This window comes from Pseudomonas serbica (assembly GCF_028823535.1).
Taxonomy (GTDB): Bacteria; Pseudomonadota; Gammaproteobacteria; order Pseudomonadales; family Pseudomonadaceae; genus Aquipseudomonas; species Aquipseudomonas serbica.
On sequence record NZ_JAQIYM010000090.1, the window covers coordinates 205,081 to 227,171 of the forward strand.

The following is a 22,091-nucleotide window of genomic DNA, read 5'->3' on the forward strand; positions in this document are numbered from 1 at the left end:
GCCGGACTCATCCAAGACTTGCTTGTGGTGACCCTGGGCCAGTTCGACGGCCTGCTCGGCGCTAATCTCGCCTTTGATATAACGCTGAGACATCTTTCGAATGAAGGCGCCAGCCTGGGCCGGTGAGGTGCCGATGAGCTCTATCGTTTGGCCGTGAGGAGCCGCTGCATCTGCGCGTTGATCAGTCCTTTCTACCACGTTGCTTCCCCTTCTCTCTTCGTTTTCCTGCGCAGTGAGCGAATCATTTTACACAAGGTAGAACAGTAATTATGATGCCTCCGACCAAGGGAAATCCACCTACCAAAGTGGAATATTTCTATTAATTGCCACTTGTTATTCATCGATTTTTGTTGCTGATAAACCCCTCCCCGGAGCATACGTGGACGCTATCAAAAAAGGCTGGATCGACAACACCTTTGAGGCTATTGAGTCGTGCGAACAGTACTTAAAGCTCCAGGGCGATGAGTACGACGACTTTAGAACGCTGGCCAACTGGATCTACTTCACCAACCTGAATGCCTACCTGTTCATGCCGGTCGGTTGGGAAGCCGCCAAGCACACCGCCCGTGACTTCAGCAGCTTTCTCCACGTGCTCCATCTCACGATGATCAAGGAAGGAAACTGGTGCATCGTTGAACCGCAGGTGCAATGCAGCTTCCTGGTGCTGGGTGTCGATGTCCGTGATGAAGAGAAACTTCAGGCTTTGGTCGACAAGAAAATTGGGTTGTCTTATCGCCGACCCTTCTTGGTTCACCAGGATGTGGAGCGCTTCATTCATCTCGTCGAAAAACACTGACTCCGCTTGGCGCACACGCGACACCCAATACCGCATTTTGGCCTGTTGATCTGGTTGTGCCTAAGGCCAGTCATCATCCATGTCGCCATCGTACATGTGGCGCGGATCGCGAGGTAGGCCATCGTCGCCGTCGAATGTGGTACCTGTCACCACCCTGTAGATCTCGAGAGCCCGGTGTCGTGGCCGATTGGAATATTCGAGCGTCTTACAACTACCGTTACTATGGGTGACGGTCACGATCCTGTCCCAGGCTGGGAGGCCGTAGTCATCGGTCACCTCTTGCCCGCGTGAGGCCTTAATGACCCAATCACCCCAGATGAGCTTGTTACCCTTATCCATCGCATCAAAGATGACGCGTGGCGTGAGCTCTTGGCACTCAACCGGCCTCCACTGCTCATAGGCTTCTTCATAGTGGACAGCCATGGGGCCAAAACTCTCGTAGAGCGGCGAAGTCCTCGCATCTCTCCCCTCAGCCTTACTGGCGGCAGCAAGCGTCAACAACGCGCTCATGGCCTCATCAGCGGCTCTATCCGGGTAATGACTGTTATCATCGTCTTTGTAAAGCTCCAGCATGCGCCGATGGTGGACGCAGGCCAGAGCCGTCATTACGAGCATCTCGAAATAGGACACTTTTTTGCGCTGCATGATTACCCCCATCGGGTTTATGCCTTATACGTCGCTTCCGGAAACCGAACATAACCTGTGGAAACCAGGCTGCTGTCTGTCCGCTGCGTATTCATGGCACGAATAATACCAATACGCTGGGCACGGCTGGCAACCAATTTTTGATCATTGCCGTTGAACCGCAGGCCACGCGATCTGTAATCTGAAGAAAGCTATTTACCCAGGAATTCCATCACATGGCCCAGAGTATTGCCGCAGAGAACCGTCGCTTCAGAAAGGCACTGTATGAGCCGGTTATCTCCTTGTATCACTACAACGGTTGCGGTTTTTTCGACGGCGGGTGTTTATTACTCGCTGATGCCCTGGTGCAGTGGAGCGATGGCGAGCTGAAGCTTGGCGCAATTGACCGGGTGAGCAACAAGAGTGAATCCGGTGGCGACCACTGGTTTGTGTCCATGGACGTGGCAGGAAAGACGTTCCTTCTGGATGCCAATGGCCTGAAATTTCCGGCCCCATATCGTAGGTACTTTGAAAGAGAGGAAGTTCAGGAGCCATGCGTGTTCCTCGAGAATCCACAGCACAACCCTGAATCTGAAGTGCCAAGGGACGCGGCTTTCAGCAAAATCCTTTGCGATCAACTTTTCACTGCCCTGGGCGCGTATCCCCTTTGGAAAGCAGATATTGCGCGTGTCTTCGAGACTGATCTGTCGCTCGCGCCCAGCGCAATGTATGGGTGCTGGTGATTGAGCAAGGGGGCTGCTTCGGAGCCCCCTTTTTTTCTTGAGCTATCAGAGGCCCAGGTCGTTGTCGAATCTAAGACGATCTGGTTTTGATCGATCTGGTTCGAATGGAAGCATTTCTCGGACTTCGTCCCTCCGAGCTTGAGCCGACTTCGCTGTCGCGAGCTTACTTGCGCTGATGATCTGTTGACAGAGGTTTTCGTAATGGGGCATTTCGAGAACGCCGACTTCGATGTTTCGCAGATAACCATCCACCGCATAAGCAATCGCATCTTGGTGAAAGTTGAAAACAAAACCTGGATCCCTGGCAAAAGGTTCCTTAGCGTTCATTCGGGAGCCAACCCACTCACCCATGTTTTGAACTTCTGAAAGCAGCGATATACCCTGCTCGATGCTGGCCAGTCGCGAGGTGTTTAAATCGTCTAGCGTGGTTGGATTTGCCAGGTTTTTTATAGCCTTGGTGATGAACGTGATCTTTTTTTGTTCGGCAGCTGCCGGATCCATGAAAAGGACATCACTGATCCGCCCTAAGAGCGACTTTGGCGGGTTGTACACTGAAATATTCAGTGCGAGTTTCATAAGACCGTCCACTAGCTTGTCACGCAAATCATGATCATGCAGTGAAATCAGGCCGTTAACCTTTTTCTGCTTGGATTTCCATTCCTCAACAAGATCCGCCATCAATTTGCCGTTCTCGCTGTTTTCGGCGGGTACCTGAGCCATTTTTTGAATCCTCAAAAGGTTACTTTCACTACTGTGCCACGCCAGCGCAGTGTCCGTAAACGTAGAGAAAACCTGACGCAGTAGTTCTGGTGGCGTTGAACGACGCGCTACCCCCAGGAGCCCCACCCTGCTGATTTCCCGGAGCGCGGTTTGAGGACATACGTATCCGCAAAAGTAGACAACGATCTAATTTTAAAGCCGGCGATATATTGCTCTGGAACAAGAACGAATGTGGTGCGATCATGCGCATCGTCGGCGGCCCGAGTCCCAACGCCAGCCGCGATACCCATTCCAAGGAGCCTTTGGTGTCAAACCAGTTCGTGTCTATCCCTAAGCTGTCCCGTGTCTGCCTCAGGGGCCGCCGCATCATCGGCCTTATCGCTGCGCTCTCAGTATTATCCCTCACGGGCTGCGCCAGCATGGTCAACGGCAGCAAACAATCGCTGAAAATTGAGGCTGTTGACGCAACAACCAAGGCTCCTAAATCAGCCACCTGCAACGTCTCTAAACCCGACCTGAGTATGGCCGTTAAGACTTCAGAGGAATTTCAGGTCAAACGAAGCTCAAGATCCCTCTACATCACTTGCGAAGATGGCTCATCAATCGGCCATTTGCGGGAAAAAAGTGACTTTGCCCAGCGCTTTCTGTTCTTGGATCTCGCGACGGACTTATGCCTGGTGTCGTGCTTCATCGACGGCTACCACAAGGCCTGGTATGAATACCCAAGCACACTGGTTGTAGAAATGAAGCCGGCTTCATGAGCCAGCGAGGGCTGCCAGGTCATACAGGATCTGGCGCCTTAGCCTGTAATTGCTTGGCGAAGATTTCCCACTCTTTTTGAATCTCGTCGTAAGGCATGAAAATGCTGACGCGTTGACTGTTGGCAATCTCAGGGTTGGGTGATTTCGAGAAGTACCGGTGAGGAAGGAAGGACGTCACAATCCCAACGACTTTAGCGTCATCGGCAAACACCGGGCCTCCGGACATCCCTTTCACGAGGGGAAGGTCGGCGACGGAATATCGGACTCCGTCATTGACGTCGGAAAGCACAACCCGTGAAGCCAGCGCATGGCCAGTCCCCTTCACCGGGATAAAGAATGGGCTGAATCCTGCTGCAGTAAGCCGCTCGCCACCTGTGTACTGCCGCCACTGCGGCACCTTTTTAGACTTGTGCTTGAAGAAAACAAGATCACCCTTCCCTTCATGCGCGACGTGCCAGAGGAATGGGATGTGTTTTGCCGTCACGGCGTAGTCTTCGTTCCACTGGATTGCAGATCCTTGGAACATCAGCGGCAACGGCGGGCCGGAGTTGACTACGAAAAACTGACTCAAGACCGGATCCGTTACAAACGGCGTGGGAATCCCGTTGCACCCAGTCACAAGAGCGCAGAGCGCCAGGCCAGCGGCCAAGGTTTTCACAGAGGTGTTCCTTTTTTATTATTTTTTTAGGACTGTACCCCCCGCTCAGTCGAGCGTCAATTGATGGCCTATGATGCATTCAGCTGCTTCCTACTGCCGCATTGGATCATTATCCCAAGTCGAAAGTGGATTCGCTGATGGCGTTCGTTTTGTTGAAAAATGGCGTGGTCGCTGGAATTCCACTGGCCTCGAATGAATGCCAGGAACTGCCTACAGGCAGAATGACCATGCACGGGTACTGCTGGAGTTCCTTGACGTAGAATCCCAAAGCTTCCTGTTCACCAGGTAGAAAATCTTCCAGCCTCCCGGACGCAATCCATTGACGAATTAAATTTTCTGCATCAATGCCTGAAATCTGCTCAGGCTCGAACGCCTCGTTATATTCACGCTGGATCTCTACACGACTACGAACGCCACGCGCATCATGGACATAGCCGGTCATAGAGCCCTCCAATTCGCAGAAGGCATGGTCAAGCGCCGCAACGGGTTCATCATCAGCATCGTAGCCCGCCTCAAGGTCAAGCATGACGCCACACTGCAGCCCGGTTTGCTCCCGGATAGCCAACGCCATCAGATGGCAACGACCGTGCAAATAGTCTTCTACGCGATATTCGCCAAACACCACAAAATCTTCGTGAACACTTAGATGCTCGACGTCGTGGACGTACAAATGTTCTTTAATTGGCATCTCTTCCATCACCCCTTACACATCGATCTTCTCTTATCTTGGCTGGTACCTGACGGTAAACTCAACGCATAGCGCTTGGCTTATTTTAGCCATACGAGAAATTTCGGGATGGTGAGTAGAGCTAGCCTCGGAGACCTAGTGCTGCGTATTCACGTCAATCATCACACCCGTATACCGTAAAACCACATCATCCTTACCCAAGGCGATGACGATGATGGCTTCAGGATTCCACAACTGATCATTGGTAAAGGCATGAACGTCCGCATGGCTGATATTACCGATGATCGCGCCAGGCCCAGCCTCAATCATTAATTCTTTAGGTGTTCCAAGCACCTCGCGTTTCAGTAGGCGCTGGCGAACCTCCCGGCCAACGGCCCAAACCACCTGATGGGCTTCCGATGTCTTGGTGTAATGCCGGAGCGCTTCAAACGTGGTGTCGTTCAACAGCATCGGCGCACTACGCAAGAAGCACCCATCGGTAAGGGAATGAATCCCCTTTTCCAGCAACTCATCCAAGATCATCTCATGCTCCAAACGGCCAGAATTTTACTGTACTGAGGTTGTCAATTTTTGACAATTGTCCGCTTCTTCGATAGATTCTAGAGATTCTCTCATGAGTTATCCAGCATGTTCGTCCTCATCCTCAAGCGTTACCTGACATTCCTGATTGGCTATGTCTTCACCGCAGCTGCCCTATGGATCCTCGCCATCTGGTTTACGGATGGAGTGTTGCCGGCGTTGGCCTTTTTAACAATCATCCTGGCCGTGATCTTCACTGTTCCGTACCGAATGTACGTCGACTACACAGAGATCAGGGATCAAACCATCGCCATTCTTTCCGGACGCCATGCCGGCGCTCCATACCTGGACAACCTAAAAGATCTCGTTGCCGAGAAAACCGGTATTCCAGCGCCACTGGTGAGCTTTCTCGCCAACCGCTCGAAGAAATTCGTCACCATCGTCGTAGAGAAAGCCAAGGCCAAGCCGATCCCGGCTCAATGACGGCGCAACACTGAATTTTTGAAGACCTGCAGGGTCATGGCCGTGGATTTAACGGTCTTTCCACCAACAACAAACTTCGAATACAAGGATGCAAAGCTATGATCATTACCCTGAACGACGAACTCAAATATGTACCGCCAACTGAGCAACAAGCGGCTAACTGGAATGACAAACGTCAAAACAGCCATAAAGGATTCGCTGATCGTTTTGCTAACAAATGGCACCTGAAAGCATACTCCGACGTAGATGGTGTTGTGGTTCGCGGACTGAGAGATCATCAACGGACACAGACCGGTTTCATCAACGTTGTCGCCCAGGCGTACTCGCGCCACATCGGCCTGGTCGTCAATCCCCATGACATCTGGTTTGTGATCCTCTCCAATGTCGTGGCTCTGATCCAGGAGCACGCCGATGAATTCAGATCCATCTTCACGGTCTCGGATAAAAAGGAGAGCCTGCTTGTCCTGCAGGATCATCCAACAGACATCAACATTGATAAACTGATCAAGGTTCTAAAAGCTGCGGCGCCAGTAGACCTTTCGATGTTCCTGCCTGAGTTTTCGGACACCACCCCGGAAGCCCAATTGGCGATGGCTGCGTCGGTCTTGGACATGGCGCAGCACCACTACGATTACTGCATGTTCTGCTGCGGAATTCCTGCGATTGACCTGCGCGGAACCCGTGAGGACTGGCTCGCAATCTGTGATGCGATCACCGATATTAAAAAGGCCGTGTATGCCTCTGGCGCCAGTCCAGACGCTATTATCTCCGTCACCCCATACCTGGGTGACGCCTTGAACATCGCTTCCAACATCCTGGAATCGTTCGATCAAGACCAGACTGAATTCTGGACTGACATTTTCACTCAGAAGAACGTTGGCTCCGGTGGTGATCTCCAGATCAATGGCTGGATTTGCGATCTGTATCACAATGTAAAACGTGGCTCCTTGCTCGCCTCCTTTCATGACTCGGTTTCTAAATTCCCCTACAAAAATGTGTCCACGGGTCAGAATTTCTTGATGGTGCACGGCGCATTCGGCAGCAACATCGAGAATGGATTCGTCACCACTGTGTACGATCACATCACCATCGAATACACGCCGAAATAAGGCTCAAAAGTATGATTACCCTACCCAGCGTGGTTGGGTGATCTGCCGAGTATCTTTAACCGAAGGGGGAACCATGACCAAAGGCGAAAAAGAGTTTGAAGAAGGCCTGGAACGGGTCAAGAAGTACCACGCGGTCACGAAGGATCTATTTGGCAAAGTGCTGAAAGACGCATCGGAGGCTAATCTTACATTTGCCGGCCCCCTGGCCGGCAACATCGTTAAGCACATCCTCCAGGCTCAGGAACAAACAGCACCAGGAACTAAAGTCGTCTGAAATTTCGTTCATTTTACAATATACACAAGGACACGCTATGTACATTGAAAGTCCAGGTTTTGAAACCCGAGGTGTTTTGGAAATTACGGACATGGTCGAAAATCTTTCATGGGGGGTCGACCTTGCCGTGGAAGGCTACGATACCGCTACTGGATGCAAACTTGTGGATGGCTACAAGTTGATCGACGAAGATCGTATGCGCCATTGGTTCAACTTTGGGTTATCCCAAAAAAATGATCAGGTTTCCTTTGGCATGCGATACAGCAACAAGCTCGACATTCTTGCCATCGAGGCTGTATTCGCTGAAATGGCCCGGCTGATACCACTAATTGAGAGTGGCGAAGTCGCCCCTGAGTGCGGCTACGTTGAAATTTATAAAAGAGGTCTCCTGTTCGCATTCAGAATGAATCTCAGCACGCGTCATGTGCTTGAATGCTCGCGAAATGATCAAGGTAGGGAGATGCTTCAAAAAGTTAAAAGCTGTTCACCTTTCACCAACAATTTAACTGTCTACGTCGTAGTTCCAACCGGAGAACTAGTGTCTGCTATTTATAACTTGTACGCTCCGTTGGAAAACGCCATTAGTGTAGCCAATGATTTCGCTATGATGAGAGCCACCATCAGGTGATTCGTGAAGCTACAGGCCGGTAACCATAGAAACGCCCCGTTATTGACGAGGCCGCTCCGTGTGTTACATGGCTGCTGCGGGGTGCCCCATCAGGGGAAGATGCCATAGCGGGCGAGATAGGACAGGGTTTTCTGAAGATTCTCCGTCCCCATACCACGCAGATCGCTCAATTCCTTTCTACTCATGGATCGTAACTGTCCAAAAGTCCGGATTTCGTTGCTACGAAGTATGTTGGCCGCACGGTAAAGATCAGAATCGTAGAGTTCGAAATCATCAGGTGGAAGCGTATTGTCGATTGTATCCGCCTGGAGTGCTAGTGCTGCCAGTATTTCCCTTGCAGCCGGCGCGGATTCGCACTCGACCAAGGCCTTGGTGCCTTTTTCATCGTGCCGGGTGATGACGTAGCGAGTAACTTCACGAATGCGGAATTCTGGTTTCATGTGCTTCTCCGGCCTGCGCACAGGCTGAGTGAATGAAGAAAGGTTACCTCGATAGCGCTGCCATCGTAATGCGATCAAGCCTGAAGCGCAAATGGATCACTCAGGCGCATGCCGGCGCTTACCTGGAAGCAAGACAATCGGTCATCTGCCGATGATCTCGATCCGCCGCTTTCGAGCAATCAGGCCAATGCGGGCCGACTCAATGTGCTCGAACATTTGACTCTCCTCGGCTGTAAACCGATGCGCTTCATGAGTGATCGCCTGACGCTTGGCCCCTGCCGCCGCAATGGCTGCAAGAACCTCGTCGTGGAACGCGATGTCAGCGGTGATCTTGCTCAGCTCATCGGTCATTGGTACACCAGGCATCGCGTTTAAAGTGTGCAGGTCTTGGCCAACAGAGCCGGAGTGACTTCTTGGGCCGCGAACTCGCGGGCTAGCCGTTTGTTGGTGTTGGCCATGCGCTCACGGGCAGCCTTCAGGCTCTCTTCATGAGTCCCGTTTCGAGTGCGGGCTTCTTCGATCATGCGTTCCAGAGTCAAAGCTCCAACTCCCTAGGATATAGGTTCCACAGTACAACAATGATTCGCAATCTACGAGCTGTAGCTTTACTCACCTTTCACATTACAAAGCCAGACCTTCAGAAATCTAGCGTTTAACATGGTGGGTAATCGGGACGTTCGTAAGTATTCACGCCTGAGGCTCTTAGCCGCTCCATGTGCGCCGGAAAGTCGTTTCGCGGGTAAATCATCACCATTTGATCTATCCCCAGGTCTTTCTCTACTTCGTAATTATGGCGGCTTACGTGCTTCATGCCTTTGCTGAGCCACTTATACATCTCTTTACTAGCGCAAATGGCACGAGAGTAGCCCCACGATCTGCGGCATTGCAAATCGAGCTTCCCTTGCTTCCAGTTACGCCGACGGCCAACCCCGTTATAGCGCACCATCACATCTAGGTCGCTGGGCTCTTGCGACCCCTTAACGGTCGAACCGAAAATCCACACCTGATAAATCCTGACGGCTTCGAAATCACAAAGCGGTGTTGCCAGCAAACCATTTACTGCTTTGCAGCGTTCAGCAATCCGTTGCGCATAGCGCTCAGCCAAATCTATTTTCATCTATGGCGGCTCACCTGCAACCTCGTAAGATCTAATCATAGATGATGAATTGACAGGATGCCAATTTATTTAATCGGCCTTTGGTAAAAAACATAAAGAACATCATGCCAGGCACACCGACCGCCTCAAATTTTAATGAGATGCTTATACGTCAAATTGAAGTATAAAACCACTAACCACTATACACAAATTTATAATATAAAAATACTTCGAAACATTACAAAGAAATCAATTGACTGATTACAAATCTTTATTAAGATGACTGAAAATAAAAATATATTCCGAGATTTGAATGCGAACCACAGTTTTCCTCAGATGGATTCACCTTTCGCTTGAAGCAGCCACGTTCTCGAAAGGTGGTAACTACGAATGATCTTCAAAAATCGAAAGAAAATCCAAGATAACCATGTTCTCCGGATCGGTATCACCAACCCCCAAAAAAATGAATATTCAATCTCAGATGATGACCTGACAACATCTTTGATTGCTTTCGGTGCAACAGGCTCTGGCAAAACATCGTCGGTTTTGCTTCCGGCATTACGTCGACTGGTAGATTTAGGTCATTCTGGACTTGTACTAGACGTGAAAGGGGACTACGTAAACTACGCCCTTAACTTTGCATCTGAAAGAGCCACAATCATCGGTGCATCTGACAAATGCGTACCAATAAACATAATTGCAGGCATGAAAGCTGAGGTTTTTAGATCTTTTTTGGCGCAAATAGCCTTAAAAGCTGGAGACAATTTCTGGGGTATTGGAGGGATTCGTGATTCGATGATGCTTTATTACTACTACAGAGATCACTTCAAAAGATACATATCACTTTCAGATCTTTATGGTTGTCTTGTTGATTGTCGCAAAACGGCAAGCAACTTAGACGATTTTGTCTCAAACAGTACAACACTTTCTAATGATTTTATTAATATATATGAATCTGCGCTCGCTGACCCTTTTGGGCTTCTGGCAATGGGTGCTTCAAAATTTGCAAATCCTGATGTTTCACACAGAAAAGAAGAGCAGTATGCATGGCACACAGCAACACTACTTAATTCTCTTCGACCATTTGCTGAAAATAAATTAATAAGAGCCAAGCTGTGTGAGGGATTATCAAAAATAAACCTTGCAACCGAAATATACGACAAAAGGAAAGTTATCTTTCTTGACATGCCTAACCATCAATACGGTGAAGCCGGATACACAGTTTCTAAGATTTTGCGTGAGAGATTCTTTAACCTGGTGTTTTCAATGACACCGGAGTCTAGGCTGCGCCTAACAAAAGATGTGAACCATAAGACCTTCATGTTGGTTGATGAATACCAAAACTTCATTAATGAAAGTAGTACATTCACAACAATTGATGACAATACATGGATAGATAAATCAAGGTCATTTGGCCATATAAACATTTTTGCAACACAAGGAATTTCCTCTCTTTACGCTAAAGCATCAAAGGAAGCAGTAGATTCAATCCTACAGAACATCCGAACAAAAATTTATCTTCCGACCGATGATAAACCTACGCTAGACCACATAGAACAACACACAGAAGCTACAGAAGAATTTTTATACCCTAAAACTTACGGGTCATGTTTCATATACAAGGGTAATGTACCGTCATTCGCTGGGTGGTTCACGCTGCTAGACTATTTTACTGCCCGTGGGCCAATATCATCTAGTTATAACACTAAACCAGAAACATCATTAAACAAGAGACATGTTAGATACAATGAACAATGGTGCTTAATATGCCCTAAAAGCAGTATCGTTGTTCAGGATTTTGAGACGGCATTTATAAAGGAAATGGCTGAAAACCCGATAGGCAAACATTTTCTCAAAAAATTAAGAGTTATTCGTCTTCAGGGGCCTGAAAATATAGAGAATTATGCAAAAGCATTAGTTGAGGCATTCTCACCAACAAGAAAGCAAATAAACTTAATTATTATGCGTGGCGGCGGAGATAAAGAATCTTTAGACTTCTACAATGACCCACAGCTAGTAAAAACTATAAGATCATTGAAAAATTGCGGGCACATTCATCAGTTTCTATTTTCTGTTGGACATGCAAAAAACAAATTCACACTTGATGATGAATCAATGGTGAGGAGTACCACACCAACCGACCTTGGCACCGCCCTCGGAAAAATTATGAAAGCGTGAAAAAAATGACAGATCAATTAGAAATCTCGCATGACGACAAAAGCGCTGTAAAAAAACTTGAATATGATGTTCTTGACCCTATTTCAATTATTCTTTATCACTGCAAGAAGCCAGAGCCATCACCCATGGTAAAGGCAAGCAGGCTTCTTAGTGAATCAATTTCTAAAATTATGGATGAAGGATAGGTGTGATATGCGAGTCTTGTTAGTTATATCTGATTAAAAAGACCCCGTAATTCTCATCAGCCGTGAATGGACATCACCACATCAGGATCAGCCGTTTTGGCAAGCCCAGCGCCGACAAGCACATAAACGGTGTTCACCGTTTCAAATAGCCCACCATGGGTAAAGGAGACCTGAAGCGTGCTGCGTACCCACTGACCACGGTAAAAGCGCCCAGCGCTGTCCTGGAGCACGTTGTGGGCATAAACCAGATATGGCTCGCTGCCTATGCGTTGGATTGCCTTCAAAGAACGCTCATCGGCGTCCATCTTGATCAGCATCCAGTTTGAGACCAGGCAGTACGGTTTATTCGGAAAGTGACTCTTCACAAATGCAATGGCCTCCCCTTCGGTCATGTCTAAACCCATGAGCGATTCACCAGGAGTATTCAGGAAGCCTGAGACTGTGACCAGGTAGCTGTCTACTGACTGCGGGAAAGTCGGCTCTTTTACGTTCATAGGGCTTATCCAACCTTTACGGTCTGTGGGGAATGCGGTGACTGCGTGGTGGTCACCTTCCGCCGCCTTGCAATCATATGGCATGAATTGCCAGCATCACAACTCGGTTGTCAGCCTTCGTGGTAAAACCCAAAACTCTCATCTCGATGGATGAACCGGTCTACCTGATCAGGCTGGTAGTTGGCCAACTCGAAGACCATCGCCTCGTCCGGCTGGATGCCCAGCTCGATGCTCTTCTCCACCAGATACTCATCTGGCCAGACCAGCCAGGCGTTGGAAGCCGGCGCTGTCCTTCGGTAAGCCCGACGCTCCCAGGAGGATTTGTCAGTCGAGTTAACGACTTTCTGCAACACGAACTTACCGCAGTCCTGATCAACTGCAATCCGGTACCGATCCGTCGACGTTGACCCGCGCAACGGGTACCGCTCGTAGAAAGCTTGGGTCATCCAAGCCGCTTCGCACCCTTCCCGCCTGAGGATGATGTCCATACCCTCCTCAAGGCGCTTGCTGATGATTCTGTCCTCGTCCTTGGCAATCTGCCGCCCACTGAGTCGGAATGACGCGTCAATGCGCTCCAGCGGTGTCTCAGCCCCGCCCACGTGAAGCATCTCACTGATCTTTGTTGAACTGTACCGGCAGGCCCTGACTTCGAATCCTGGTTTAACAAAACATGGTTGGCTGCCAAGACCCTTACGCTGGCTCCCCTTCAGCGACCGTAGGTTGCAATCTAGGATCACCACGTTTGGCTTATCCACTTCCACCAGGCGATGCCGGTTCACCCGCCCACTGGTTTGCACGATGGACTGAGCGCTCGACGGTTCGATGACAGCCCAGTCAAAGTCATGATCGCGCCCCACTTCTTCCACCGGCGTTGCGATGACAATCATTGGGACAGAGCCAGCCCCTGTCGGGAAAGCAGCGAGCAGCTCTGGATCTGACCCTAGCCTCTCCTGGTGACCGCTTTTACGGTTAAGCAGGTAGTCGAGCCTTTGTTCCTTCAGGTGCCGCTGAATGCGCAGCTCATTCGAGTGGTAACACGCGATCCTGGGCCCGGTCTCGCCGAATTGTTCACTTAGGTACCTGGCCACTTTAATGGCGGTCGAGATGTTGGCCACCCTAATCAGACCGAATGACAGGTGTTTGCCCGGCGCCAGCTCCCATTGATGGTCGGCATGCAACTGCAGAACCGAATTCCGGATAATTTCGAGATAGGCCTGATCACTGCTCCCCGCCACCTTGGCGATCCTCGGCTGGCGATACACCGCCTTCTGCTGAAGGGAGTCGATCATTTCCGCGTAGCGGGCTGCGACAAAGGCACCGAGCTCGCCGGCACCGTCGTGGAACCCAGCTGGCGGCAACAAATCATCGATCATGACCACAACCGGCCTCGTTGAGCCAGGCTCTACGGCTCCCCGCATCCGGGCACCACTCAGAAACGCTTCATGTACCGCAACCGCCACCGGTACCGATAACGTCGCCGACGAGCAAATCACATTCCGCCCGAGCATGGCACTCAGCTGTATCAGCCGCAGCACTGCGACCATCGCTTGGGGGTCGTAACTGTCTATCTCGTCAAGTATGAGATCGCTGTTCATGACACGGAGCAGCGCCAGCGCATGGTGCCCCTGGCGGCCCGGCTCACTGGCGTTGATGATGAAGTCGATGGTCGACACTAGAACGGGTGGCATCAGCAGCTGGGGGGCCTTCTGGCTCCTTGCGAGAGGCTGAAGCCAAGTCGGAATCACGAAGTCATCACAGCTGACCTCGATTTCTGTTTGATCACCGGCGTTACCATTCAGTGAGAAGGCGTCCGAACTCGCCCTATGCATCTGCTCTGTGATGCGGTCACCGATCACGACCGCCATTTCGTCTGATCTGATTTGCAGGTCGCTGCGAAGACTATCGCCGGTTTGGAGTGTCAGAGAGCGAAGGTTGAGAGCAACACAGAACCGAGGGTTTGCAGAAAGCGCACACGCTATTTTCGCATTGCCTCTGGTCTTTCCCGCCCCGGTGCCGGCGCCGCAGAAAACGAGTGCTGGAGCACAATTATTTTCTCTCACCTCCTTCAGGTAGGCCACTGCCTGATCTTGCCAGTCGAAACGTGGATGCGTTGCCGGCGCCATGATCGAGGCAATCGTGGCCGGGCTCAGCCCTGGGTACTCTTGCCTACCCATTTCCATAGCAATGTCACCCGCCAGGTCGCCAACACTTCGCAAATGCCAATCGAGGGGCTGGTCATATCGACGCTGCCCGCTGGCAGTGTCCTTAGTATTTGCGAAAAGGCATGACGCCGCAGGCTGGCCGTGCAGCGCTTGATAATCCACTGAAGAAATGAAGTGGTCGGCCAGGATCAGGGCTGCTCGAGAAAATACGGCTATCAACTCCCAGTGTTCTGCTCCGTAAGCTTCGGGAATCCTGGTAAGAAGCCTCGAAGCGTCTGCGTAGAGGCCGCCATCGATATTTCCGGCAGACTTCACGCCACTAACTGGGATGTGTCCTTGTATGTGGGCCGCACCACTCAGAGCAATATCGCGCCCACCGAGGAGCTTATGGTGACTGACGAGCAGGTACTCGAGCACCCTGTCACGATCCACCAAACCTTTCTTCAGCGACTCGCAGTCATTGATCAACGACTGAGTGCTGGCGCCACCCCACGCAGCTTCAAATCCGTGCACCCTCGCCGCCTTGAGCAGCGCGTACGAAAGCCATTCATGGCGCACCGGTTCGACCCGTCGCTCCCGGCCTTGAACGGAGTCTTCAAGCTTCAGGAAGAAATCTTGGCTGCTCTTGCCCCAATCATGGAGATACCCAGCCGCTCGGGCCATAAGACAGGCCTGATCGCGCCATGTTGTGAGGCAAGTTTCACGCAGGATGGAGCTCGAAATGGGGACGAGAAGAGAGGTCATCTGGCTCAACATATACCATGTATTGACGGAGGGCCGCATAGTACCTATATTCCGCCCCCATCTGAAGCCCTGGGAATGGTCTGCCTTCAAAGGTAAGCGCTCTCACACTGGGTATGCTCTTTAAAATCACCTTTTCTCTGTTTATCCTCCACCGCCAAGGTGGTTTTGAAATGAATTTACCAACCAGGGTCAACTCAAGGTTTGTTCTCCACCTTGTGGGTGGTTTTGAATGATTAGCGGTTAAGTACTAGCTGCACAGCTGTTCACCACCTGCGGGTGGTTTAGAAATACAACGTGGTACCGACCCTTGTGAGCGCAGCGTTCACCACCGTCCAGGTGGTTTTAATAAGGACTGGCACGACCCTGACGTCCCCCACCCTGAGGGTGGTTTTGAAAGCCGTTGGATGGCAGCTTGGCATTTACCACATTGAGGTGGTTTTGACACAGAAAGATCAAGCGGACATTGGTTCTCCACCGTTCAGGTGGTTTTGAAAACTGGATAAATGACTTAACCACCTGCTTGGTGGTTTTGACACAGGAAGATCATGCGGTCAGTAGTTCTCCACCGACCTGGTGGTTTTGAGATCTATAAAAATGAAATTGTTCACCACTTTCGCTGTGGTTGTGAAATATCGTATTGCCCCGCGTCCATGGTGGCATGCATTCACCACTGCTGAGGTGGTTTGTGAAAAGACTGTAGGTACTGTCGTCCACCCTTGTGGTGGTTTTGATATTGCTGATGGCCATAGGCTTCATCCGTTTACCACCCACCGGTGGTTTTGAACTCAGCCTGGATACCGTTTGCTGTCCACCCTTGAGTGGTTTCGAAGTCATAGTGCTCCCCACGTGTTCCCCACCCTAAAGGGTGGTTTTGAAGAAGACTGAACCCAGCTTTCTGTTCTCCACTTTCGAGTGGTTTGGAATCTATATTCTGCGCTCCCGCGTGTCCCGATCCCCGATTTATCGGGCTGGTCACGCTCGTTTTTCATCCCCACCGCACTGGTGGTTTAGAAGAAACACAATTCGAGTTCACCACCCTGCGGGTGGTTTGGAAAAACCCCAGTGAAGACTCGATTCTGTACCATTTGTTCACCACCCTACGGGTGGTTTTGAAGAGACTGTAGCCCGTCGACGCCATTCGCCTCCCCAGGCGACGGTTTCGAACAATCGGCTCGCCAGCGTCCGCCACCTTCGGGTGGTCTGAGCTTTTTCTGCGAAATTGCGGAGTCAATCAGCCAGCTTCCGATGGTTTTTTCGTTTGAAGAAGGCACCGTGGAGATTCCGTAAACCCTTACGCCGCAACGTTTTTCGCGATTTTCACCCAAACATAATTCAAGTGTTGACGAGTCATAACGTATTGCATATATTGCCGCCCCATCACGACTAACGATGCACACAAAATGACAAAAGAATCAGCGACAGCCGAAGCTGCAGATATCAAGGAGTGGAAAAGCCATCCTCTGGATGACTACTCCACAGCCATCGAAAAGCTTGTGCACCACTCGTTCAAAACTGTGAACACCAATGCTGAAGCCGGTGGCGTCCGGATCGCACAAACGAACGGCACCAAACTGCCCTACGTTGGCGTACGTACCCTGCTGGGCCACGGCATCGATGTCCTGATGGATCGCTATGAAGGCGCTGCGACCTCTCGGATCTACTCCCAGATCAGTGAAGTTGCTCAGGGCCGTGTTGAAGGAGTTCCACCCCTGGAACTCGCTCATATCCAGCAATCCCTGGCTCTGATCAAATCCACGAGCCTGGTGCAGAGCCGGCAGATCTCGCCACGTGTGCGTCAGATCTTGCTGCCGCGCCCTGATGGCGGCTACCTGAGTGTCACGCCAATCTCTGCTGCCGGCGTTAGCCATCAGCTGAAGTCGTCCGCGCTGGCTCACAATCAGATGATCCATGAGCTTCGAAAGGCCAAGGATGAATCGGCTGAAGGCTTCAGGCGCATTACGCTCGCCGACTTCCCTATCGGCGGCGCTAAGCCCCTGAACCCTGGCGGCATGGTGTTTTCCATGCGAGCACCTATCGTTGGGAAATTTCCGGCCATGGCCAGCGAGCGTTCACGCGCCCTTTCGCTGCATTACTACGGCATTCGCAACCTGCGTTTGCCCAAGGGCATGCAAGCGGAGTATGTGAGCTGGCGCAACAAGCACAAAGGCATGGTTGAGGCTGATCAAACCACTCGCACTGAGCATGCCAATTTGATCTCGCGCATGGTTCAGCACCTGTTGCGCTTAGGCGCGGACGCTTACGAGCTGCTCCAGCAAAATGCCGACAAACTCCCAGGCGGCGTGCTGCTGGGTGCCCAGGTCGGTCACCTTGAAGCTGGCCTGATTGATCCAGATCGTCGCACGACCAACTGGCGATACGACGCTGGTTCGGCACTTGCCCGGCGCTTCGCAGCGATTGAACGCGACGACACGCGTCAATACGAATATTCGCAAGGCGAGATCAATGCGATTGCCGGCCTGGTGAGGAATAGCCTGAAATGAGCTACTACCTGATTCTGAAACACCTCAACGTTCGCCATGCCAACGCATTGTCGAGCAACTACGCGGTTACGGCGGCGCCCATCATGGCGGTCAACCTCTTTGCCCATGCAATGGGCCTGAAGATCGGTTGCCAGGCAGACGGCGTGGCGATGATCCACCACGATGCCAAATACCTGGCGGAGATGGACTTCCACAGCGGCTACAAGCGCCCTCAGTTCCAGCAGCGCCGCGCCTCAACCTACATCGACAAGAACGACTATGTCGGTACCACCATGGCGCTCTCGTTGCAGCCGGTGGCCACCGTTCATTTGAAGATCAGTCTGGTAATCGAGTTTGCGACCAAACCTGACTTGGGCCTGGTAAAAGCGTTCCTGCATGAGGGTCGTCTTGCTGGCGGTGTAATCGAAAGCTACGTCACCCCGCAGGAATTCCATGAAAGCGATGACAAGCTGTTCGATGCCATCCCTGGTAACGGGTTCTGGCTCATCGACCGTCAAGACTTGTTGGTGGGCGAAAACCCTGTGGATCTGCTGGTCAGCGCACTTGGTACTCGGGCGCAGTCTGACGCAAACGACTCGTGGCTCACTCCAGTTGTGCCGGCTTACGCCTTGACGTCCGAGCCTGCTGAACGTGTTGTGGGTGTCAGGAGCCTCTCAGATGGCACCTACCCGGCCCACGCCTACGGCGAGCCACTGATGGGCCTGGCGCAGTACGTTTCAGTTCGTGAATTCGAGGGCGAATCCCTCCCGTTCTGGCGCAGCCGCTGGATCGACGACACCGTTTTCGCTGTAAGCACAACCTACTAATTTTTTAGAGAAGACCGACAATGACCACACCGACTATTAAATTTTCGAAACTCCCAGGCGTCCTGTCTTTTACACGCCGTATCAACGTCACCGACTGCCTGTTCTTCAGTGGCATGCCTGACGGCTCGCTGAAGCCCCTGCTGGTAACCCGCAGCGGCCTGCGTGGTACGCAGAACATCAACAAGAAGGCCACCGGTGATCGCCAGGAAGTCTCGAACATCCAACTGACCGACTCGGCCAAAACCGATGTTGAAGCGGCGTCCCTGGTTGTTCAGATGGGCATCGGCTTCTATGCGCTGCAGAATGGCCTGAACTCCTGCGCTCTGTCCAAGACCGACGACGAGTCGTTGCTGGGTCAGTTCAAGGCCAGCTTTAACGGCTTCCTCGAACGCAGTGCCGGCGCCACCGGGATCTCTGCAGGTCTTCAAGAAGTCGCCAACCGCTATGCCCGAAACATCGCCAATGGTCGTTGGCTGTGGCGCAATCGTCAGTACGCACAGACCGTCAGTGTGACCGTCCAGTGTGGCGACGACATCATGACTTTCGACGCCCTGAAGACACCGCTGAACCGCTTCGACAACTACACCGCCGATGAACTTAAACTGGGCGGCTACATCGCCAGCTGCCTGGCCGGCCAAGCCCAACACAAGCTGACCGTCGGTGCCATCCTGAACTTCGGTGAAGGCATGAACGGCAGCATGGAAGTCTACCCATCGCAAAACTACCTAGGCGGAGACAAGCCAAAAGGCTTCGCTCGTTCGTTGTACGCGGTCGGTGAGTCCTTCCTGACCCCTGCAACTGACCTGATGGCGCTGCAGTCCAGCCGTATCGTCGGCCAGGCGGCATTGCGTGACACCAAGGTGGCCAACGCCTTGCGCACCATGGATACCTGGTACCCTGATTTCGAATCCCACGGCCTGCCAATCTCGGTTGAACCGTGCGGTGCGAACCTGGACGCTCAAAAGATGTTCCGTGGCAACAAGGAATCGTCCTTCACCTTCATGCGCCAGCTCAATGCCACCGACGTCAACAGCGGCGAAGGCATGTTCATGATCGCCTCGCTGATTCGTGGCGGCGTGTACTCCGAGGGTGGTGACAAGTAATGAAGCCCGCCACTTATGTTGATTACACCTTGAAGGTGGCCAACAGGGCGTCCGTTGCGGAGGTGTCCCAGGGCGCCTCCCTGCTGATGAAGGCACTGCACGCCGGTTTTTCCGAGTACAAGGAGAAGTTCGCGCTCGCCCTGCCGTTCCTCGACGAGTCCAGCCCTCAGAAGAAGCTATCCACGTTCCGGGTGTTTGCCCAGAGCATGGAAGATCACGTCATGCTTCACGAATTCATGCAGCGCTCGGGGTATCTAGACACCTACTTTGTCGCCGGCTTCCCGAAAATGGTGCCAGCGGACTTCGCCGGCACGTACAAGGCCTTCAGCCGCGTGCGGATCAAGTCCCGAGCCGATGGCGTCAAGCGCCTGAAGAAAATGCTCGAGGTCGAATCCAACGGCAATCCATGGTTCAACGTGCAAAGCCGTGAAAACGGCCACCGGTTCCGGATGTACGTCCAAAGCCACGTTGCAGAGTCAGGCAGTGAGGGTGTGCTAAACGGGTACGGGATGTCGCAGGCCGAAAACCTGCAATACCTTCCTCACCTTTGATTTTCAGTACTAAAAGGGGGCAAAAGCCCCCCTGATTAAGCGATTCTCAAAGCGACTGATGGAATACCTAATGACACCCACTGAAAAAGAAGCTCTGGTTGTAATGCTGGATGCTTACTCAAAGCAGATCATCACACTTATCGGGCGCGATCCAAATGTCCAATACTGGGATGAGCAAAAAGCGCAAAAGCGCGTGGATGAAGCCGTCGCTGCTTTCCTGGCTGCACCCTAGACAATTATGAACTTGAGCGCTCAGAGCTGATACGCTAGAGCGAAGCCGAGCTATAGGCTGAATTCCATTCCTGCACTACAGAGGACTGTAAATGAGCGTTGAGCTTTTGTATGAAAAGGCCAGGAAACTTTCGGGCGCGACTCCGGAGGAGCGCCAACGCAAGGCACGAGCCCGCACCGTCGTGATGACCAAGATCCTTGCAGCTCAATCCAAAGCCCAAGCCGTTACCAACGAGATGCTCGCTCGTACTTGCGACCTTTGAAAAAAGCAGATCAGTGCGGCGATGGAGAATCCTCAACCACCTTCGGCTTGCTGACTTTGGTCGCGGCGGTTTTTTCCACTTCATCCCCGGCCATGATCATCGACGTCAGCATTCCAACCTGATTTTCCACCTCAGCAAGCACCTGGGCCTCGGTTTGTGTGTGGGAAAACTTGGTCAGTGTGCGCTGCAAATAGTCCTTAGGGAAAGTCATCACTGGATCCAGCCCCAACAGCTCGCCGGCAACTCCGCCTGCAAAGTCGACACCCGTTTGGCCACCGGAGATTACCCTCTCCAACGGCCAGTGCTTATGCACCAGATCCAGCACCTGGTACATCCACAGGTTAAGGTGCTCCTGGCGCCAGCCGTAGTCCTTCAGCGTGTAGATGCCGTTGCCAGCGATGTTGAGGACTTTTGCGCCTCGCTTCCGGCATTCAGCGAACACCAGGCGGGCCGCTTCAATCGGCGACAAGCTCAGGTCGATGTGCAGATACTTCCCATCTGCGGCAGTTTTGGTGAGTTCCTCGCCCCTGGAGCTGAAATCCTCAGCGAAGGCGACCGTCAGATCAGCCGTTTTCGCGTTGTGATAGGTGCGTGGCGGATAGCTCGCTGATTTGTGTGCAACTGCTTTCATGAGTGGTATCCGCTTTTTAGTTTCACAGAAATATTCTTGAATTTAACCATAACATTTGAGCTGTATTGACGGCTAGACACCGGCACACAGGGCCGGCTACTCATTATCATCCAGCACCCAAAGGCTTAGATAAGTGGATACTCCTGATAATTCGGCATTGAGACCAAAAAAGCTCGACAAACTTTACGCGGTGGTCGCGGCGTCGGGCATCGATGTCAGTGAATGGCACACCGGCAAAGGTCATTACGAGACCAACCCGAGCTTTTGCTTTCGTTGGGCATTTGTGGGGGAAAAAACCGCCCTGCTCTGCCTATGGGCGGACTCCATAAAATGCGTCGGCGGGGTCTGGACTTACGAGGGCAATGCCCGAGCTGACCAGCTTGAGCGTGCGGCTGCCGGCGCCGACCACTGGGATAAAGTCGTGCGTAATCGGGCGAGACAGCGGGCCACAATTGCTCACCAAATTGACGAGGTTCTGAAGCAGGCTTACCGGAACAAGCTCGGCGTCAGAATCTGCATTGTTGATGCTCGTGCCAAGGTTTCTGAGTCTGAGATCACAAGAGCGGACTATCGCGAGCTCGACCCTGTGTCATGGCAATTGACCTACGACATGATGACGGGCGCCTACAGCGTTCGTCGCGACGTCGAGACTCAGCATTTTGAATCTGCTGTCGCCTGATGGATTATCAGTAGGTACTGGGTT

Annotated in this window: 27 protein-coding genes; 15 read left to right on the plus strand and 12 right to left on the minus strand. The window is 51.9% G+C overall.

From position 1 onward, the window contains the following. Nucleotides 1-379: 379 nt before the first annotated feature. Nucleotides 380-796, plus strand: coding sequence for a hypothetical protein (locus tag NQL71_RS31380; RefSeq protein ID WP_274644731.1), 417 nt, complete (start codon nucleotides 380-382; stop codon nucleotides 794-796). Between the two features lie 60 nt (nucleotides 797-856). On the opposite strand, the gene NQL71_RS31385 is transcribed toward NQL71_RS31380, so the two are convergent. Continuing rightward, entirely contained in the window at nucleotides 857-1,441 is a 585-nt protein-coding gene (locus NQL71_RS31385; protein ID WP_274644732.1) for a hypothetical protein, read from the minus strand. Between the two features lie 215 nt (nucleotides 1,442-1,656). Between NQL71_RS31385 and NQL71_RS31390 the strand changes: the two genes are divergently transcribed. Next, a complete protein-coding gene (locus tag NQL71_RS31390) occupies nucleotides 1,657-2,163 on the plus strand; it encodes a hypothetical protein (RefSeq protein WP_274644733.1) in 507 nt (168 codons plus the stop codon). A 45-nt stretch (nucleotides 2,164-2,208) separates the two neighbouring features. On the opposite strand, the gene NQL71_RS31395 is transcribed toward NQL71_RS31390, so the two are convergent. After that, nucleotides 2,209-2,883 carry a hypothetical protein gene (locus tag NQL71_RS31395; RefSeq protein ID WP_274644734.1) on the minus strand — a complete coding sequence of 225 codons (675 nt, stop codon included), beginning with the start codon at nucleotides 2,881-2,883 and terminating at the stop codon, nucleotides 2,209-2,211. 242 nt (nucleotides 2,884-3,125) lie between these two features. Here NQL71_RS31395 and NQL71_RS31400 point away from each other — a divergent pair, with 242 nt between their 5' ends. Beyond that, nucleotides 3,126-3,644 (plus strand): hypothetical protein, encoded by a 519-nt coding sequence (locus tag NQL71_RS31400; RefSeq protein WP_274644735.1) that lies wholly within the window; start codon nucleotides 3,126-3,128, stop codon nucleotides 3,642-3,644. 19 nt (nucleotides 3,645-3,663) lie between these two features. Here NQL71_RS31400 and NQL71_RS31405 read toward each other — a convergent pair whose 3' ends face one another. From NQL71_RS31405 to NQL71_RS31415, 3 genes are all read right to left on the minus strand, one after another. Then, nucleotides 3,664-4,302, minus strand: coding sequence for a S1 family serine peptidase (locus NQL71_RS31405; RefSeq protein ID WP_274644736.1), 639 nt, complete (start codon nucleotides 4,300-4,302; stop codon nucleotides 3,664-3,666). Nucleotides 4,303-4,411: 109 nt separating this feature from the next. After that, a complete protein-coding gene (locus NQL71_RS31410) occupies nucleotides 4,412-4,999 on the minus strand; it encodes a hypothetical protein (protein WP_274644737.1) in 588 nt (195 codons plus the stop codon). Between the two features lie 126 nt (nucleotides 5,000-5,125). Further along, a complete protein-coding gene (locus NQL71_RS31415; protein ID WP_274644738.1) occupies nucleotides 5,126-5,506 on the minus strand; it encodes a hypothetical protein in 381 nt (126 codons plus the stop codon). Between the two features lie 111 nt (nucleotides 5,507-5,617). On the opposite strand from NQL71_RS31415, the gene NQL71_RS31420 reads away from it, so the two are divergent. The 4 genes from NQL71_RS31420 (at nucleotide 5,618) to NQL71_RS31435 (ending at nucleotide 8,003) form a co-directional block, all read left to right on the plus strand. After that, nucleotides 5,618-5,992, plus strand: coding sequence for a hypothetical protein (locus tag NQL71_RS31420; RefSeq protein ID WP_274644739.1), 375 nt, complete (start codon nucleotides 5,618-5,620; stop codon nucleotides 5,990-5,992). A gap of 98 nt (nucleotides 5,993-6,090) precedes the next feature. Next, nucleotides 6,091-7,101 carry a DUF4419 domain-containing protein gene (locus NQL71_RS31425; RefSeq protein WP_274644740.1) on the plus strand — a complete coding sequence of 337 codons (1,011 nt, stop codon included), beginning with the start codon at nucleotides 6,091-6,093 and terminating at the stop codon, nucleotides 7,099-7,101. Nucleotides 7,102-7,174: 73 nt separating this feature from the next. Next, entirely contained in the window at nucleotides 7,175-7,375 is a 201-nt protein-coding gene (locus NQL71_RS31430; RefSeq protein WP_274644741.1) for a hypothetical protein, read from the plus strand. Between the two features lie 37 nt (nucleotides 7,376-7,412). Next, nucleotides 7,413-8,003, plus strand: coding sequence for a hypothetical protein (locus NQL71_RS31435; protein WP_274644742.1), 591 nt, complete (start codon nucleotides 7,413-7,415; stop codon nucleotides 8,001-8,003). Between the two features lie 89 nt (nucleotides 8,004-8,092). Here NQL71_RS31435 and NQL71_RS31440 read toward each other — a convergent pair whose 3' ends face one another. The 4 genes from NQL71_RS31440 to NQL71_RS31455 form a co-directional block, all read right to left on the minus strand. Further along, on the minus strand, nucleotides 8,093-8,443 hold the full coding sequence (locus tag NQL71_RS31440) for a hypothetical protein (protein WP_274644743.1): 351 nt from the start codon (nucleotides 8,441-8,443) through the stop codon (nucleotides 8,093-8,095). Between the two features lie 141 nt (nucleotides 8,444-8,584). Further along, on the minus strand, nucleotides 8,585-8,794 hold the full coding sequence (locus NQL71_RS31445; RefSeq protein ID WP_274644744.1) for a hypothetical protein: 210 nt from the start codon (nucleotides 8,792-8,794) through the stop codon (nucleotides 8,585-8,587). Between the two features lie 20 nt (nucleotides 8,795-8,814). Further along, nucleotides 8,815-8,982 carry a hypothetical protein gene (locus tag NQL71_RS31450; RefSeq protein ID WP_274644745.1) on the minus strand — a complete coding sequence of 56 codons (168 nt, stop codon included), beginning with the start codon at nucleotides 8,980-8,982 and terminating at the stop codon, nucleotides 8,815-8,817. A 113-nt stretch (nucleotides 8,983-9,095) separates the two neighbouring features. After that, nucleotides 9,096-9,560 (minus strand): hypothetical protein, encoded by a 465-nt coding sequence (locus NQL71_RS31455; protein ID WP_274644746.1) that lies wholly within the window; start codon nucleotides 9,558-9,560, stop codon nucleotides 9,096-9,098. A gap of 369 nt (nucleotides 9,561-9,929) precedes the next feature. Between NQL71_RS31455 and NQL71_RS31460 the strand changes: the two genes are divergently transcribed. Then, the gene (locus tag NQL71_RS31460) at nucleotides 9,930-11,717 is read left to right on the plus strand and encodes a type IV secretory system conjugative DNA transfer family protein (RefSeq protein ID WP_274644747.1); all 1,788 of its coding nucleotides are present in this window, start codon (nucleotides 9,930-9,932) and stop codon (nucleotides 11,715-11,717) included. A 241-nt stretch (nucleotides 11,718-11,958) separates the two neighbouring features. On the opposite strand, the gene NQL71_RS31465 is transcribed toward NQL71_RS31460, so the two are convergent. Beyond that, a complete protein-coding gene (locus tag NQL71_RS31465; protein WP_274644748.1) occupies nucleotides 11,959-12,396 on the minus strand; it encodes a DUF6957 family protein in 438 nt (145 codons plus the stop codon). 110 nt (nucleotides 12,397-12,506) lie between these two features. Further along, nucleotides 12,507-15,302 (minus strand): hypothetical protein, encoded by a 2,796-nt coding sequence (locus NQL71_RS31470; RefSeq protein ID WP_274644749.1) that lies wholly within the window; start codon nucleotides 15,300-15,302, stop codon nucleotides 12,507-12,509. Between the two features lie 1,400 nt (nucleotides 15,303-16,702). On the opposite strand from NQL71_RS31470, the gene NQL71_RS31475 reads away from it, so the two are divergent. The 6 genes from NQL71_RS31475 (at nucleotide 16,703) to NQL71_RS31500 (ending at nucleotide 20,757) form a co-directional block, all read left to right on the plus strand. Then, nucleotides 16,703-17,803, plus strand: a complete 1,101-nt coding sequence (locus NQL71_RS31475) for a hypothetical protein (protein WP_274644750.1) — start codon at nucleotides 16,703-16,705, stop codon at nucleotides 17,801-17,803. Next, entirely contained in the window at nucleotides 17,800-18,609 is an 810-nt protein-coding gene (locus tag NQL71_RS31480) for a type I-F CRISPR-associated protein Csy2 (protein ID WP_274644751.1), read from the plus strand. The genes NQL71_RS31475 and NQL71_RS31480 overlap by 4 nt, the downstream gene beginning before the upstream one ends. A 20-nt stretch (nucleotides 18,610-18,629) precedes the next feature. Continuing rightward, nucleotides 18,630-19,712 carry a type I-F CRISPR-associated protein Csy3 gene (gene csy3 / locus NQL71_RS31485; protein ID WP_274644752.1) on the plus strand — a complete coding sequence of 361 codons (1,083 nt, stop codon included), beginning with the start codon at nucleotides 18,630-18,632 and terminating at the stop codon, nucleotides 19,710-19,712. Beyond that, complete coding sequence (locus NQL71_RS31490; protein WP_274644753.1) at nucleotides 19,712-20,263, plus strand: type I-F CRISPR-associated endoribonuclease Cas6/Csy4; 552 nt, start codon at nucleotides 19,712-19,714, stop codon at nucleotides 20,261-20,263. The genes csy3 and NQL71_RS31490 overlap by 1 nt, the downstream gene beginning before the upstream one ends. Nucleotides 20,264-20,333: 70 nt before the next feature. Beyond that, nucleotides 20,334-20,495, plus strand: coding sequence for a hypothetical protein (locus NQL71_RS31495; protein ID WP_274644754.1), 162 nt, complete (start codon nucleotides 20,334-20,336; stop codon nucleotides 20,493-20,495). Nucleotides 20,496-20,586: 91 nt separating this feature from the next. Continuing rightward, nucleotides 20,587-20,757 (plus strand): hypothetical protein, encoded by a 171-nt coding sequence (locus NQL71_RS31500; RefSeq protein ID WP_274644755.1) that lies wholly within the window; start codon nucleotides 20,587-20,589, stop codon nucleotides 20,755-20,757. A gap of 10 nt (nucleotides 20,758-20,767) precedes the next feature. On the opposite strand, the gene NQL71_RS31505 is transcribed toward NQL71_RS31500, so the two are convergent. Further along, complete coding sequence (locus NQL71_RS31505; RefSeq protein WP_274644756.1) at nucleotides 20,768-21,388, minus strand: hypothetical protein; 621 nt, start codon at nucleotides 21,386-21,388, stop codon at nucleotides 20,768-20,770. Between the two features lie 133 nt (nucleotides 21,389-21,521). Between NQL71_RS31505 and NQL71_RS31510 the strand changes: the two genes are divergently transcribed. Then, on the plus strand, nucleotides 21,522-22,067 hold the full coding sequence (locus tag NQL71_RS31510; RefSeq protein WP_274644757.1) for a hypothetical protein: 546 nt from the start codon (nucleotides 21,522-21,524) through the stop codon (nucleotides 22,065-22,067). The last annotated feature ends 24 nt before the right edge of the window (nucleotides 22,068-22,091 follow it).

Coding starts and splice junctions, on each gene's coding strand:
- NQL71_RS31385 (WP_274644732.1), bottom strand. CDS start 1,441: ATGCAGCGCAAAAAAGTGTCCTATTTCGAGATGCTCGTAATGACGGCT.
- NQL71_RS31390 (WP_274644733.1), top strand. CDS start 1,657: ATGGCCCAGAGTATTGCCGCAGAGAACCGTCGCTTCAGAAAGGCACTG.
- NQL71_RS31395 (WP_274644734.1), bottom strand. CDS start 2,883: ATGGCTCAGGTACCCGCCGAAAACAGCGAGAACGGCAAATTGATGGCG.
- NQL71_RS31400 (WP_274644735.1), top strand. CDS start 3,126: ATGCGCATCGTCGGCGGCCCGAGTCCCAACGCCAGCCGCGATACCCAT.
- NQL71_RS31410 (WP_274644737.1), bottom strand. CDS start 4,999: ATGGAAGAGATGCCAATTAAAGAACATTTGTACGTCCACGACGTCGAG.
- NQL71_RS31420 (WP_274644739.1), top strand. CDS start 5,618: ATGTTCGTCCTCATCCTCAAGCGTTACCTGACATTCCTGATTGGCTAT.
- NQL71_RS31425 (WP_274644740.1), top strand. CDS start 6,091: ATGATCATTACCCTGAACGACGAACTCAAATATGTACCGCCAACTGAG.
- NQL71_RS31430 (WP_274644741.1), top strand. CDS start 7,175: ATGACCAAAGGCGAAAAAGAGTTTGAAGAAGGCCTGGAACGGGTCAAG.
- NQL71_RS31435 (WP_274644742.1), top strand. CDS start 7,413: ATGTACATTGAAAGTCCAGGTTTTGAAACCCGAGGTGTTTTGGAAATT.
- NQL71_RS31440 (WP_274644743.1), bottom strand. CDS start 8,443: ATGAAACCAGAATTCCGCATTCGTGAAGTTACTCGCTACGTCATCACC.
- NQL71_RS31445 (WP_274644744.1), bottom strand. CDS start 8,794: ATGACCGATGAGCTGAGCAAGATCACCGCTGACATCGCGTTCCACGAC.
- NQL71_RS31455 (WP_274644746.1), bottom strand. CDS start 9,560: ATGAAAATAGATTTGGCTGAGCGCTATGCGCAACGGATTGCTGAACGC.
- NQL71_RS31460 (WP_274644747.1), top strand. CDS start 9,930: ATGATCTTCAAAAATCGAAAGAAAATCCAAGATAACCATGTTCTCCGG.
- NQL71_RS31465 (WP_274644748.1), bottom strand. CDS start 12,396: ATGAACGTAAAAGAGCCGACTTTCCCGCAGTCAGTAGACAGCTACCTG.
- NQL71_RS31470 (WP_274644749.1), bottom strand. CDS start 15,302: ATGACCTCTCTTCTCGTCCCCATTTCGAGCTCCATCCTGCGTGAAACT.
- NQL71_RS31475 (WP_274644750.1), top strand. CDS start 16,703: ATGACAAAAGAATCAGCGACAGCCGAAGCTGCAGATATCAAGGAGTGG.
- NQL71_RS31480 (WP_274644751.1), top strand. CDS start 17,800: ATGAGCTACTACCTGATTCTGAAACACCTCAACGTTCGCCATGCCAAC.
- csy3 (WP_274644752.1), top strand. CDS start 18,630: ATGACCACACCGACTATTAAATTTTCGAAACTCCCAGGCGTCCTGTCT.
- NQL71_RS31490 (WP_274644753.1), top strand. CDS start 19,712: ATGAAGCCCGCCACTTATGTTGATTACACCTTGAAGGTGGCCAACAGG.
- NQL71_RS31495 (WP_274644754.1), top strand. CDS start 20,334: ATGACACCCACTGAAAAAGAAGCTCTGGTTGTAATGCTGGATGCTTAC.
- NQL71_RS31500 (WP_274644755.1), top strand. CDS start 20,587: ATGAGCGTTGAGCTTTTGTATGAAAAGGCCAGGAAACTTTCGGGCGCG.
- NQL71_RS31505 (WP_274644756.1), bottom strand. CDS start 21,388: ATGAAAGCAGTTGCACACAAATCAGCGAGCTATCCGCCACGCACCTAT.